Origin of the sequence: Nocardioides sp. Root190 (assembly GCF_001428565.1) — a bacterium.
Taxonomy (GTDB): domain Bacteria; phylum Actinomycetota; class Actinomycetes; order Propionibacteriales; family Nocardioidaceae; genus Nocardioides.
The window spans coordinates 81,832-94,817 of sequence record NZ_LMIA01000008.1 but is presented as its reverse complement, the minus strand read 5'-3'; the positions used below and the strand labels follow the sequence as shown (position 1 = coordinate 94,817).

Annotated in this window: 12 protein-coding genes; 8 read left to right on the top strand and 4 right to left on the bottom strand. The window is 70.2% G+C overall.

All coding sequences use genetic code 11. The annotated features are described in order from the left end of the window. The first annotated feature begins 50 nt into the window (after window positions 1-50). From ASE01_RS06875 to ASE01_RS06855, 5 genes are all read left to right on the top strand, one after another. A complete protein-coding gene (locus ASE01_RS06875) occupies window positions 51-1,457 on the top strand; it encodes a polysaccharide biosynthesis tyrosine autokinase (RefSeq protein ID WP_162260278.1) in 1,407 nt (468 codons plus the stop codon). 104 nt (window positions 1,458-1,561) lie between these two features. Continuing rightward, on the top strand, window positions 1,562-2,410 hold the full coding sequence (locus ASE01_RS06870) for a TylF/MycF/NovP-related O-methyltransferase (protein WP_056749453.1): 849 nt from the start codon (window positions 1,562-1,564) through the stop codon (window positions 2,408-2,410). Window positions 2,411-2,424: 14 nt separating this feature from the next. Beyond that, a complete protein-coding gene (locus ASE01_RS06865; protein WP_056749452.1) occupies window positions 2,425-3,234 on the top strand; it encodes an FkbM family methyltransferase in 810 nt (269 codons plus the stop codon). Between the two features lie 25 nt (window positions 3,235-3,259). Beyond that, window positions 3,260-4,456 carry a glycosyltransferase family 61 protein gene (locus tag ASE01_RS06860; protein ID WP_056749451.1) on the top strand — a complete coding sequence of 399 codons (1,197 nt, stop codon included), beginning with the start codon at window positions 3,260-3,262 and terminating at the stop codon, window positions 4,454-4,456. A 33-nt stretch (window positions 4,457-4,489) separates the two neighbouring features. After that, window positions 4,490-5,458, top strand: a complete 969-nt coding sequence (locus ASE01_RS06855) for a GDP-mannose 4,6-dehydratase (protein ID WP_056749450.1) — start codon at window positions 4,490-4,492, stop codon at window positions 5,456-5,458. A gap of 11 nt (window positions 5,459-5,469) precedes the next feature. Here ASE01_RS06855 and ASE01_RS06850 read toward each other — a convergent pair whose 3' ends face one another. Further along, window positions 5,470-6,156 (bottom strand): hypothetical protein, encoded by a 687-nt coding sequence (locus ASE01_RS06850; protein ID WP_162260277.1) that lies wholly within the window; start codon window positions 6,154-6,156, stop codon window positions 5,470-5,472. A 140-nt stretch (window positions 6,157-6,296) separates the two neighbouring features. Between ASE01_RS06850 and ASE01_RS06845 the strand changes: the two genes are divergently transcribed. Together ASE01_RS06845 and gmd are read left to right on the top strand one after the other, a co-directional pair. Beyond that, window positions 6,297-8,021: a hypothetical protein gene (locus ASE01_RS06845; protein WP_157537144.1), complete on the top strand. Its 1,725-nt coding sequence runs from the start codon at window positions 6,297-6,299 to the stop codon at window positions 8,019-8,021. A 65-nt stretch (window positions 8,022-8,086) separates the two neighbouring features. Next, window positions 8,087-9,073, top strand: a complete 987-nt coding sequence (gene gmd / locus ASE01_RS06840) for a GDP-mannose 4,6-dehydratase (protein ID WP_056749447.1) — start codon at window positions 8,087-8,089, stop codon at window positions 9,071-9,073. On the opposite strand, the gene ASE01_RS06835 is transcribed toward gmd, so the two are convergent. Next, entirely contained in the window at window positions 9,051-10,130 is a 1,080-nt protein-coding gene (locus ASE01_RS06835; RefSeq protein WP_162260276.1) for a glycosyltransferase family 4 protein, read from the bottom strand. The two genes, gmd and ASE01_RS06835, sit on opposite strands and share 23 nt — an antisense overlap. Before the next feature lie 25 nt (window positions 10,131-10,155). Between ASE01_RS06835 and ASE01_RS06830 the strand changes: the two genes are divergently transcribed. Next, window positions 10,156-10,968 carry a class I SAM-dependent methyltransferase gene (locus ASE01_RS06830; RefSeq protein WP_200958773.1) on the top strand — a complete coding sequence of 271 codons (813 nt, stop codon included), beginning with the start codon at window positions 10,156-10,158 and terminating at the stop codon, window positions 10,966-10,968. Window positions 10,969-11,035: 67 nt separating this feature from the next. Here the strand turns inward: ASE01_RS06830 and ASE01_RS06825 are convergent, their stop codons facing one another. Together ASE01_RS06825 and ASE01_RS06820 are read right to left on the bottom strand one after the other, a co-directional pair. Next, window positions 11,036-12,052, bottom strand: coding sequence for a class I SAM-dependent methyltransferase (locus ASE01_RS06825; RefSeq protein WP_056749445.1), 1,017 nt, complete (start codon window positions 12,050-12,052; stop codon window positions 11,036-11,038). Window positions 12,053-12,110: 58 nt separating this feature from the next. Then, window positions 12,111-12,965, bottom strand: a complete 855-nt coding sequence (locus ASE01_RS06820) for a sulfotransferase domain-containing protein (protein ID WP_056749444.1) — start codon at window positions 12,963-12,965, stop codon at window positions 12,111-12,113. Between the last annotated feature and the right edge of the window lie 21 nt (window positions 12,966-12,986).

The window sequence follows — 12,986 nt, the reverse complement described above, 5'->3', positions numbered from 1 at the left end:
GATCACCTCACTTGTCCGTGGCACACGGTACCGACAGCAAGGGTTGGGTCTTGGACTTCAAGCAGTTTCTCGTCGTTCTGCGGCGTCGTTGGGTGAGCGTCCTGCTCCTCATCGCGCTCGCACTCGGCGTCGCCGCGGGCATCACCTTCACCCGGACGCCCATGTACGAGTCGAAGTCCCAGGTCTTCCTGAGCATCGACGTCCGCAACACCACCGATGCCTACGCCGCCTCGCTGTTCGCCTCCAACCGGGCCGCCTCCTACGCCAAGCTCGCCAAGAGCACGGCGCTGAGCGAGCGGGTGATCGAGCAGCTCAACCTCGACATGACCCCGGAGAAGCTGGCCGACCGCATCGATGCCGAGGTCGTCGAGCTGACCTCGCTGATCGAGATCAAGGTCAAGGACGAGAACGCCCGGGACGCGCAGAAGATCGGCGACGTCGTGACCGAGGAGTTCACGAAGTTCGTCCCCGGCCTCGAGACCGCCGGTGGCCAGTCCGAGTCCCAGATCAACGCGCAGATCACCGACGAGGCGTCCTACGAGCCCGACCAGGTCAGCCCGACCGTGCTGCTGAACATGATCGTCGCCGCGCTGATCGGCCTCGTCCTCGGCATCGGCCTGGCCGTGGCGCGCGAGCTCCTCGACCGCACGATCCGCACCGCGGACCACGTGGCCGAGCTCACCGACTCCCCGGTGCTCGCGAGCATCGGCTTCGACAACGACATCCGCTCGGCGCCACTGCTGACCGACCTCGGAGGGTTCGCCGCCCGCACCGAGGCGTTCCGGTTGCTGCGGACCAACCTCCAGTTCATCGACCTCGACCACCAGCCGCGCTGCCTGGTCATCACCAGCGCCGTCCCGGGCGAGGGCAAGACGATGACCTCGACCAACCTCGCGGTCGCGCTGGCCCAGACCGGCCGCAACACTCTGATCATCGACGCCGACCTCCGTCGGCCCCGGGTCGCGACGACACTCGGCCTCGACCCGGCGATCGGCCTGACCACCGCGCTGGTGGGCAAGACCGAGATCCACGACGCGATCCAGGTCCACGAGGCGAGCGGCCTGCACGTCCTCGCCAGCGGCGCGAAGCCGCCGAACCCGACCGAGATCCTGCAGTCGAAGATCACTCAGGACCTCATCCGGCGGCTGCGCTCGTCGTACGACATGGTCATCATCGACGCCCCGCCGCTGCTGCCCGTCGCCGACGCGTCGGTGCTGGCGAAGCTGGCCGACGGCGTGATCATCGTGGCCCGCCACGGCAAGACCACCAAGGACCAGGTCAACGAGGCGATCAACCGCCTCAACCAGGTCGGCGCCCGCCTGTACGGCGTCGTGGTCAACATGGTCGCCAAGCGCGCCATCGGCTCGTACTACTACTACTACTACGAGGAGTCGGGCCCCTCCGGCCGCGGCTCCGGCAAGTCCTCCTCGGGCAAGAGCGGACGTCGCCGGGCCTGAGACCCGGGCCTCCGGGCGGGTGAACCCGGGGCAGAAACGGCACTGTTACGCAGTGTCTTCCGGACTCTGCAAAAACAGTGGGGAACGACTGCTATCTTCGCCCGGTGACGACGATCGACGCAGACCTGCGAGAGCTCTACCTGGACCTGATGAAGCGCACCCTGACCGGTGCGCTGATGGAGGACAACGACTCCATCCTCGGGGGTGTCCGGACCCAGGGATCACCGTCCCGCAAGAAGCAGGCCGCCAACGCGGTCGGCAGCCTGGCCCAGAAGTACGGCTTCGAGATCTCCTACAAGAAGCCCTACGACCCGGCCCTGCGCGAGACCGGCAGCGACTGGCCGTCCCGCTCGGAGTCGATGATCGGTCTCAAGCGGATGCAGAACATCCAGGACTCGATCGCGGCGATCATCGAGGACGACGTCCCCGGCGACTTCATCGAGACCGGCGTGTGGCGCGGCGGCGCGTGCATCTTCATGCGCGCCAACCTGCGGGCCTGGGGCGACACCAAGCGCACCGTGTGGCTTGCTGACTCCTTCCAGGGACTGCCTGCCCCCAACGTCAAGGACTTCCCGGCCGACCAGGGCGACACCTTCTACCTGCAGACCGGCCTCTCCGTCGGCGAGGCCGCGGTCCGCCACAACTTCGAGCGCTACAACCTGCTCGACGACCAGGTGAAGTTCCTCGTCGGCTGGTTCAAGGACACCCTGCCGACCGCTCCGGCCGAGCAGTACGCTCTGATCCGCCTCGACGGCGACCTCTACGAGTCGACCATCCAGGCCCTCGACGCGCTGTACCCGAAGCTCTCCTCCGGCGGGTTCTGCATCATCGACGACTACGGCACCCTTCCCGACCAGGCCGGCCGCGCGGTGCACGACTACCGCAAGCAGCACGGCATCACCGAAGAGATCATCGACATCGACGGCAACGGCGCCTACTGGCGCAAGTCCTGACCGAAGGGATCGACGTGCCTGCCCTCCGCAGCACCTCCCACCTCTCCAAGCGAATCCGGCAGACGCCGGGCCTGTTCCGCAACTTCCCGACGGTCTTCTGGGACCTCGGGACGCAGCGGACCCGCTTCGCCCGCGACGAGATGACCCTGCGCCTGCGCAACGGGGTCCAGGTCACCATCCCCAACGCCGATGGTGCCCGCTACCCGATCTACGAGATCTTCGCCGACGACGCCTACGGCATGGCTGAGCTCACGACCGGGATCGACGGCGACGCCGCCGTGCTCGACATCGGTGGCCAGGTGGGCTGTTTCGCACTCGCTGCAGCCGGGGCCCTCCCCCGCGCCGCCGTGCACGTCTACGAGGCATCGCCGACCAGTGCGTCGTACGCCCAGCGCAACGTCGACGACAACGGTCTCAGCGACCGCGTCACCGTCCACGCTGCCGCACTCGCGGGCGAGGCCGGGGAGTTCTCCCTCATCGACAACGGCAACGCCAGCGTGCTCAACGGCATCACGGCGCCCGGTGGCCGCGAGGTCGTCGTGCCCGCGGTCGCCTTCGACGAGGCGGTGGCCCGGGTCCGGGCGACCGGTCGTGAGGTGCAGATCGTGAAGATGGACGTCGAGGGCGCGGAGTACGACGTCGTCCTGGCGAGCTCGCCGGACTCCTGGTCGGACGTGCGGACCGTCGCACTGGAGTACCACCCCGTCGCCGGTCACGACCTCGACGAGCTGATGGCCTTCCTCTCGCCGCTGGGCTTCGAGGTCTACCACCAGGAGGACGGCTCCGAGCCGGGCCTCGGGATGGTCTGGCTGCGACGGGCATGACCGGACCACGGCAGAGGAGTCCGCGATGAGTCGACTCCCCAGCCAGCTCCAGCCGTTGTGGCCGTTGGTCAAGCGCGGCCACCGCACCGGCGCGCTCGCGATCGGCGCGCTCACGCGACCCACGACCGCGCGCCTGCGCGACGGTGTCCGCACCGGACGTACGACGTCGCGCGAGACGGTGGCCGCTGATCCGTCGACCGCGACGATCCACCCGGTGCGACCGGCACTCACGCTGGACCGGCCGCTGGCGGCGGGCGCCCCGGCCGGTCTGAGGTTCCTGTCCGAGCGCCGCCGGGCGGTCATTCCCGAGACCTACGTCCTGGAGCTCGTCGGAGGTCGGCTGATCAGCCGGCACGGCGCGGTCGTCACGGCCGACGGCATCCTCGACCACGAGACCAGCCACTACTTCGGCATCGAGTCCTGGCGCGAGCACCCGGTGTTCTGGAACCCCTGGCCCTCGCGGCCCGAGGTCGTCGACGGCACCGTCGCCGTTCTCTCGGCGCGCGGCACCGGCCACAACTTCTACCACTTCGTGACCGACGAGCTCCCCCGCATCGGACTGCTGCGCGAGGCCTTCGGCGAGGTCGCGCCCGACGCGTGGGTGCTCGACCGGCACACGGGCTACCAGAAGCAGCTGCTGTCGATGCTGGGCGTCGAGCCCGAGCGCGTCATCACCCCGGCTCCCGGTCTGCACCTGCAGGCCAAGCGACTGCTCGTCCCCTCCCTGCCCAACGCGGTGATGGACGCCCCGCCGGAGTCCCAGCGGTGGCTGCGCAAGCACCTCCCTCCGGTGACCACCACCGGACTGCCCGAGAAGATCTACGTCACCCGGGGCACCACGCCGAACACCCGCCGCATGGTCGAGGAGGAGGCGGTGTGGGGAATGCTCGAGAAGCGCGGCTTCGCCCGCGTCGATCCCGGATCGCTCTCGGTCCAGGAGCAGATCGACCACTTCGCTGCGGCCCGGGTGATCGTGGCGCCGCACGGCGCAGCCCTGACCAACCTGGCCTTCTGCCGCGACGGCGTGCGGCTCCTCGAGCTGTTCGCCCCCGGTTACACGGTGCACTGCTACTGGGCGATGACCTCCAACATCACCGACTCGCGGTACCGCTACCTGGTCGCCCCCACGCCCGTTCGCACTGGCGACAACGAGCTGATGCAGGACATCGAGCTCGGCGCCACCGCGGTCAGCGACGCACTCGACGCGCTGCTCGCGGACTGACGCGGCGATCGCGACGATGACCTCGACCGCGCCATGACACCGAACGGACCGACGGTCCTGGTCACCGGTGCCGCCGGACAGGACGGCATCTACCTCGCCCGGCAGCTGCTCGCCGAGGGGTGTCGCGTGGTGGGGACGGTCTCCCCCGGTCGCAGCCGCGATCGACGCGTCCTCGTCCACCTCTCCGGGGTGGAGATCGTCGAGCACGACCTCGCCGACGCCGACGGCACCCGGGAGATCGTGCTCGCCCGACGCCCCCGGGAGATCTACAACCTCGCCGCCCAGAGCTCGGTCGCTCAGAGCTGGCAGGATCCCGAACGGACCGAGGCGGTCAACGCCGGAGCCGTGCACCGCCTGCTCGACGCTGCGACGGAGCTGACCCGGCAGGGCACGCCCGTCCGCTTCTTCCAGGCCTCCTCGGCCGAGGTCGGCGGCGCCGCCGGGGACAGCCCCTACGCGCAGTCCAAGGCCCGGGCCGAGGCCGCCGTCCACGCTGCCCGGGAGGACGGCATGCACGCCGTGTGTGCCCGGCTGCACGGCCACGAGAGCCCGATCCGCCCCCTGCGGTTCGTGACCCGCAAGATCACCCGTGGCGCCGCGGAGATCGCCCTCGGACGCCGCGAGACGCTCACCCTCGGCAATCTCGACGTCCACCGGGACTGGGGCTTCGCCGGGGAGTACGTCGACGCGTTCATCCGGCTGCTCCGGCACGACCGACCTGTCGACGTACCCCTCGGAACGGGACGCAGCCACAGCCTGGCCGAGCTGGTCGAGACCGCCTTCGACGCGGCCGGCGTCGCGGACCCGTGGTCACGGATCGAGCGGGATCCCGCCCTCCTTCGCCCGTCGGACTCGCCGTTGCTGCTCGCCGACCCGGAGCCGGCCGCGACGTTGATCGGGTGGCGGGCCACGACGTCCTTCGCCGACCTGATCGCCCGGATGGTCGAGGTCGACCTGCGCCGGTTGACCAGTGGCGTCGAGGAGTCCGTCGACCACCTCTGAACCGGCGTGGATCAGTCGGTGACCGCGGGGGGCGCGCCGATGCCCCAGTCGCCGGGGCGCGACATCATCAGGTAGGACTCGTCGAGCTGGCGCCACGGCTCGGCCGGGTTGCCGCGGTAGAGCATGTAGGGCTGGTCGAGGTCGCGCGGGACGACCGAGTTCGCGGACACGACGACCGCCGGGGCCAGGGTGACGCCGACCATGATCGTCGAGCCGTTGAGGACGAGTGCGTGGTGCTCGAAGCGCACCGGCGCCACCCGCCAGTTGTTGGCCTTGATGTCGATGCTGTGGGTCAGCACCACGCACCCGAAGCCGCCGAGCACCGCGTGGTGCTCGAGCTCGAAGGTGTCGGAGCAGTCGATCTCGTGCCCGACGGTGATCCCGGCGTAGTCGTGCAGGATCAGCGCGGAGCGGCGATCGGGGTGGTCGGGGTAGATCGGGAAGCCGGCCGGGAAGCCGCCGATGGTGTTGCGCCCGCCGATCGAGGCGGCCTCGCCGAGGACCAGCTCCTCCAGACCGCGGATGATGTTGCGCGGCCCGATCGAGGAGCGCGGCCCCATCCGGACGTGCTTCACCACGATCAGGCTCCGCCCCAGCCGCGCCGTCGGATGGATGTCCCAGCCGAGCACCCGGCGGGCCAGGACCATCCGGAGCCCGGAGGGGAGCCACGGCAGGAGGTGGCACACCAGTTTTCGCATCGTCACCCCAGAGATTCGGATCAAGCGATTCAGGATCCTAACGATCCTCGCCCTCCAGGAGTGACGCTGCCCAGCACCCGGAGCGACCTGCTCGCGCTGATTTGCCCCGTGACGGCGCAATGCCTGTGAAGATGGCGGCCGTGATCAAGATTCTGACCAACGCCCGGGCGTTGGTCCGCAACATCGTGTGGCTGGTACGCCCCCGACTCCCCTGGCCGATCGCCCGCCGGGTGCTGGCACGCCGTACCCGCTCCGCCCTGGAGTCGCCCTACCGTCAGGCAGTCGCCAAGGAACAGATGGCCGACCTGCTCGCCGACGTGGCGAGCGCTGACGAGATCGAGGCAGCCGCCCGCCGCTACATCGAGTTCTCCCTGCTCGAGGAGGAGCTGCGCTGGCACCCGCGTCGGTCGACCGACCTCCGGGTCGAGGGAGGCGAGCACCTGCTCGCGGCGCTCGCCGAGGGCCGCGGCGCGCTCCTCCACTTCGCCCACCACGGCCGCTACAGCGGCATGTTCGCCGCGGTCCGTCGGGCGACCGGCGTGAAGATCGGTGTCCTGGTGCGGCCCGGCGCGCTGGGCTGGAACGTCTCCCCGACGATCCGGCAGCACATGCTCGTGGCCCGTCGCGGCGGCTCCCTCATCTACGCCGGGAGCACGGAGGGTGGCAGCCTCACCGAACGCCTCGCCCGCGGCGAGGTCGTGGCAATGGCCTCCGATGCCCCCGGCAGCAGCACGGTCGACTTCGCCGGTCACACCGTGACGTGCTCCTCGGGTGCCGTGTGGACCGCCCGGGAGGCGAACACGCCCATCCTCGTCGTGGACACCCACCAGGACGGCAAGGACTCCGTCATCCGCATCTCGGCCCCCGTCCTCCCGGCCGACCACGAGGACCCGAAGGCGCTCCTGCAGCTCCTGGTGAGCCGGCACGAGGAGGCGATCCTGGCGTGGCCCGAGGCGACCTTCGCACCCACCCTGGCCTGGCCGCGGACCGAGCCGCGCTCGACCGTCCTCGACGTCTCTGCCGTGATCCCCAAGCCCTTCGTGAAGTCACTCGTCCACAACATCAAGTGGCTCGTGCACCCCCGTCTCCCCTGGCCGATCGCGCACCGCGCCCTGACCAAGCGGATCGACCAGGCCCTGGCGGCCGGGACGTACGACGCGATGGCGAGCGAACAGATGAGCCACCTCCTGGACAAGGTCGCCACCCCGGAGGAGATCGAGCAGGCCCGGGACCGCTACACCGAGTTCATGCTGAAGGAGGCCGAGCTCCGCTGGCACCCGCGCCGCGCGACCGACCAGCGGGTCGAGGGCATCGAGCACCTCCGCGCGGCCCAGGACCTCGGCCGCGGCGTCGTGGTGAGCTTCGTGCACCACGGCTACTACGCCGGGATGTTCGGCGCGATCAGGCGGGCCGGGATCAGGCACACCCTGATCGTCCGCGCGGGTGCGCTGGGCTGGAACGCCGGCCCCGGCCAGCGTCAGGACATCCGCGTGATGAAGCGGGGCGCCCGCCTGGTCGACGTCCGGGTGGGCACGGCCGGCATCGTCGAGCGGCTGGGCCGCGGCGAGGTGGTGATGATGGCCCTCGACGTCCCGGGGTCCAGTGTCGTCACCTTCGCCGGACGGGAGGTGCGGTGCACGTCGGGGACGGTGCACGCCGCACGCCCGGGCAACACACCGGTCGTGCTGGCCACCTGGAGCCACGGGGAGGACGGAGCCGTCGTACGGCTGGGTCCCGCCCTGTTCCCCGACGACTTCGAGACCCCCAAGGACATGCTCCAGCACCTCGTCGGCAAGCACGAGGAGGCCGTCCTCGGCTGGCCCGAGGCGGTCCTGATGCCGACCTACAACTGGGTCCACGCGTAACCACCCCGTCCGGCGCGGTCGCCTTCTCGCATCGCGACGCCCTGCTACCTCTAGGCTCACGACCCATGAAACGCGCACTGATCACGGGCATCACGGGACAGGACGGCTCCTACCTCGCCGAGCTTCTCCTGGACAAGGGCTACGAGGTCCACGGCCTGGTCCGTCGCGCGTCGACGCTCAACCGGAGCCGGATCGACCACCTGCACGGGACCGCCGACCTGCACCTGCACTACGGCGACCTGACCGACGGCGTGAGCCTCAGCAACCAGATCCGCGACATCGCTCCTCACGAGGTCTACAACCTCGGCGCGCAGAGCCACGTGAAGGTGTCCTTCGAGCTCCCGGAGTACACCGCCTCGACGGACGCCGTCGGGACCCTGCGCCTGCTGGAGGCGATCCGCGCGGCCCGCATCGAGTGCCGCTTCTACCAGGCGTCCACCTCGGAGATGTTCGGCGCGACACCCCCACCCCAGAGCGAGACGACGGCCTTCTACCCGCGCTCGCCCTACGGCGCCGCCAAGCTCTACTCGCACTGGGTGACGATCAACTACCGCGAGGCCTACGACCTGTTCGCGGTCTCGGGCATCCTGTTCAACCACGAGTCCCCCCGTCGCGGCGAGAGCTTCGTGACGCGCAAGATCACCCTCGGGGTCGCCTCCATCAAGCTCGGCATCGCCGACCACCTGGACCTCGGCAACCTCGACGCCGTGCGGGACTGGGGCTACGCCCCCGAGTACGTCGAGGGCATGTGGCGGATGCTGCAGCAGGACGAGCCGCAGGACTTCGTCCTGGCCACCGGCATCGGTACGACGGTCCGCGAGTTCTGCCGGGCAGCGTTCGCGCACGCCGGCCTCGACTGGGAGGACCACGTCCGCTACGACAAGTCCTACGAGCGGCCCACCGAGGTCGATGCGCTCGTCGGCGACGCGTCCAAGGCGCGTGAGGTGCTGGGCTGGGAGGCGCGCACCAACGCGACCGACCTGGCGGCGTTGATGGTCGACGCCGACATCGAGCAGCTCAGCCGCCTGGTCAGGAACCGGGCCGACTCCTGACCAGCGTCTCGAGGAAGGCGCCGGTCTGCGCAGCGCAGCGCTGCCAGGTGAACTCCTCGGCATGACGCTGCGCGGCGTCGAGCGCGTCGGGGCCGGCATCCAGCGCACGTCGTACGGCGACCGCGAGCGCCTCGGGCTGCCACGCGTCCATGACGCTGGCGTGTCCCCCGGCCACCTCGAGCATCGCCGGCTCCGGGCCGATGACGACCGGGATCCCCCGGACCATCGCCTCGACGACCGGCAGGCCGAAGCCCTCGAAGTCCGAGGACATCACCACCAGGCCCGCTGAGCCGACCAGCTCCTGGAACTGCTCGTCGGGGAGCCACCCCTCCACCCTGATCAGGTCGGCGACGCCGAGCTCCCGGGCACGCGCCTCCAGGACCTCCCGCTGCCCACCGCCGCCGAGCACGACGAGCTCGGGCAGCTCCCCACCGAGCCGGCGAGCGGCCGCCCAGCCGTCGATGACGAGGTCGGAGTTCTTGTTCGAGTGGTGGGCGAAGGTGACCGCGGGCCCGGTGCGCGGCCGGCCCGGCCAGGCGAGGGCGTGGTCGGCACCGTGGTGGGCCACGACGGACGGGCGACCGGCCAGCCGGGGATGCCGGGTGACCAGGTCGTTGCGGGTCCGCTCGGAGACACTCACGAAGCCGTCGGCCAGCTGGTAGGTCCGGCCGTACGACGCCTTGCGGATCAGCCGCCGTGACCTCGAGAACTGGTGGGGCAGGATCTCGTGGCGCAGGTCGTGCACCACCACACCGAGCGGGACCCCGGTGGCGAGCAGGCTGGTGACCGGATGGGTGGCCAGGACGACGTCGGCCTCGAAGGAGCGCACGAGCGAACGGGTGGCGCGGGTCTGCGCGAGGGGGCGGGCCAGGATGCCCGGTCGGCCGATGTCCAGCTGCACGGTGCGCAGGTCTCCGGTGTACAGGTCGTGGCTGCGATCGGCGAGGACGAGGAGCTCGTCCTCGGGCCGCACCAGCGGCCAGGCGTCGAGGAGATGCTCGACATAGGTCCGAATTCCACCGAATTTCGCCCCAAGGGCCTCAACGAGCACGCGCACGCGCACAGCGTGCCAGACTGCAGCCGTGGACAGCACGGAGAACGTGATCAACGCCCAGAACGAAGGGCATCTCGACAATCACGACTACGAAAAGGGGTCGCCGCACCTGCGGCATGCCCGCCTTCGCGGACAGGTCGAGGACCGCCTCCGCCAGTTGGTTGCGGACGCGATCGCCCGCACCGGTGGTTGCCGGGTCCTGGAGATCGGCGCCGGCCACGGCACCTTCACCCAGGTCCTCGTGGACGCCGGCGCGCAGGTGACCGTCACCGAGGCCAGCCGCGCGAGCGCGGACCACCTCAGCGAGACCTACGCCGACGACGACCGGGTCGAGGTCGTCTTCGACGAGACCGGTGACTCGGTCCTCTCCCGCGAGGAGTCGTGGGACCTCGCCGTCCTGATCAGCGTGGTCCACCACATCCCGGAGTACCTCCCCGCGCTCGAGGCCATCGCCGGACGCCTGGTCGAGGGCGGCGCCCTCTTCACGGTGCAGGACCCGCTGTACTACCCACGCCGCTCGCGCCTCTCGCACGTCGCGAGCCGCGGCACCTACTTCGCGTGGCGGGTCGGCCAGGGCAACCTGGCCCGTGGCCTGGGCAGCCGCTGGCGGCGCCTGCGTGGCGTGTACGACGACACCAACCCCTCGGACCTGATCGAGTACCACGTCGTGCGCCAGGGCTGTGACGAGGTCGCGATCGCCGAGTGCCTCGGCGCGCTCTTCGAGGACGTCGACGTGTTCACCTACTGGTCCACGCAGAGCCCGCTGTTCCAGCGGATGCTGGAGAACACCTCGCTGCGTTCGGACTTCGGCGTCGCAGCGACGCGGCGCCTCCCGGCCTGACGGATCGAGCTGGCCGCCCCGGCCTCAGCCGGCCGGCCCGCTCGGCCGACCCGGCTGGCCGCGACGCTCAGGCAGCTCCGCCTGCGCGGACCACGATCCCGACCGAGGTCAGGGTGTAGGGGCCGACGGCGAAGCGCAGCACCGGCTCCTCCTCCGAATAGGGGGGTACGTCGACGTACGCGTCGAGGATGCCGATCCCGGTGTGGAAGTCGAAGGCTGCCACCTCGTGCCCCTTGGCCTCCATCCGCTCCTTGAACGCGAGCAGGTCGCGGCGTCGGTAGACGACGGTGGGACCGGTCTCGAGGGTGTCGTCGTCGGAGTGGACGTTGAACTCCGTGGTGTGGACGGCGATGCCGCCGGGACGAAGGGTGTCGACGGAGCGCTCCACGAACTCCAGGCCCGCCTCCAGGGAGCCGAGGTGCTCGAAGGCGCACGCGGACCAGCAGAAGTCGTAGCCCTTCAGGTCGCTCGGGATGGCACGCATGTCGGTGGGCCGCCACTCGACGAGGCGACGGAACTCGTCGGGGTCGCACAGGTCGGGGTAGAGCAGGCCCTCGACGTTGGAGGCGTGCTGGTCCGAGCGGACCCAGCCGGTCGCCTCGCGGGACTCCCCGTCGAGGTCGGTGGCAGTGATCTCGGCACCCCGTGCGGCGAAGCCGGCCACGAGGCGCTCGCGCCCGACGCCGAAGCCCAGGCCGCGTCGACCCGGCTCGAGCTTGCCCGTCTCGGCCAGCATCTGGGCGATGTAGGCGAACTCCCAGGTCTTGCGGTGCGCCGTCGGGGGCACGCCGAGTGCCTCACACCAGGCGCCGAACCAGGGCTGCTCCATCTCCGCCTGCGTGCACAGGCGGGACTGGACGGAGTCGGGGAAGCGCGGATCCAGCACGGGGACGTGGTCGTCGACCGCGATGCCCAGCTGCTTCTCGACAGCGGCGAGCCGGAGCGCCAGCATGCGCTGGTTCTCCTTGATCTGCATGATGCCCCGGAACTCCGAGCGCTTCGTGCTCAGGTCCTCGCGCACCTGGTCCGGCAGGCCTTCGTACGCGCGACGAGCCCAGTTCCTGGCGACGTGCTTTGCACCCATGGCGGGTCCCCCTTCGATCACAAGTCCACCTCACATGACGCTGCCTTCGACGCCGAGGTCACATGGCGTAGCCGAGGCGCTCGATCAGGCCCGGTGCGACCCGCTCGATCGCGGCGTAGTGGACGTCCGAGAACACATCCTCGTGCCCTGACTGGTTCACACGGTAGTGGGACTCGCCGTCCTTGCGACGCGCGAGGTCCTTGCTCTGCAGGGTGCCGCGATCGACGTCGCGCAGCACCTGCTCGAGATCGGTGTCGGACAGCGTGACGCCGGTGTGGGCCAGCATCCCGAGCACGACCGGGCGCTGGTCCTTGGCGACGTCCTCGAGCTTGAAACGGGCGACCCGCTCGTCCTCGACGCCCACCCAGGTGTCCATGTCGCGGAAGAGCTGGGCCGCGGAGTCGATGATCGCGAGCAGCCCGTCCTCGTAGGAGGCCGTACGGATCCGCTCGCGCAGCTTCTCGACCTCGGGCAGGTGACCGACGCGGTGAGTCTTCACCGCGGACCAGTACCCCGACACGACCATGTCACGCGGGTCGCGCGAGAGGTAGACCAGACGCAGGGGGTGCGGCTTGGCGAGGGCCTCGAACTCGGGGTAGCTGAGGTAGACCCCGGGCACGAAGGTCCCCGCGGGGAACCCCTTGGCCGGAGGCGCGAGCTGGTAGTCCAGCTGCGGCAGGGTCATCAAACCGGTGTGGGCACGCACCAGCGGGTGGTCGAAGAGTGCCTTGAGCCACTGGCTGCCGGCCTTCTGCGGACCGGCGGCGAGGATGTTGCCGATCTCGGGCACCGCTCCGCGGCGCTCGAGCGAGCGTCCGCGCGCGCGTGCCATGCCGTGGACGGCGTACTTCGTGCCGTTGCGCAACGGCGCCCACTGGAGCCGGGCAGTCGCCCACTCGCGTACTGCACTCATCGTTCGCCGTTCCTGTCGATT

Coding starts and splice junctions, on each gene's coding strand:
- ASE01_RS06860 (WP_056749451.1), top strand. CDS start 3,260: ATGAGTCGACTCCCCAGCCAGCTCCAGCCGTTGTGGCCGTTGGTCAAG.
- ASE01_RS06855 (WP_056749450.1), top strand. CDS start 4,490: ATGACACCGAACGGACCGACGGTCCTGGTCACCGGTGCCGCCGGACAG.
- ASE01_RS06850 (WP_162260277.1), bottom strand. CDS start 6,156: ATGCGAAAACTGGTGTGCCACCTCCTGCCGTGGCTCCCCTCCGGGCTC.
- gmd (WP_056749447.1), top strand. CDS start 8,087: ATGAAACGCGCACTGATCACGGGCATCACGGGACAGGACGGCTCCTAC.
- ASE01_RS06825 (WP_056749445.1), bottom strand. CDS start 12,052: ATGGGTGCAAAGCACGTCGCCAGGAACTGGGCTCGTCGCGCGTACGAA.
- ASE01_RS06820 (WP_056749444.1), bottom strand. CDS start 12,965: ATGAGTGCAGTACGCGAGTGGGCGACTGCCCGGCTCCAGTGGGCGCCG.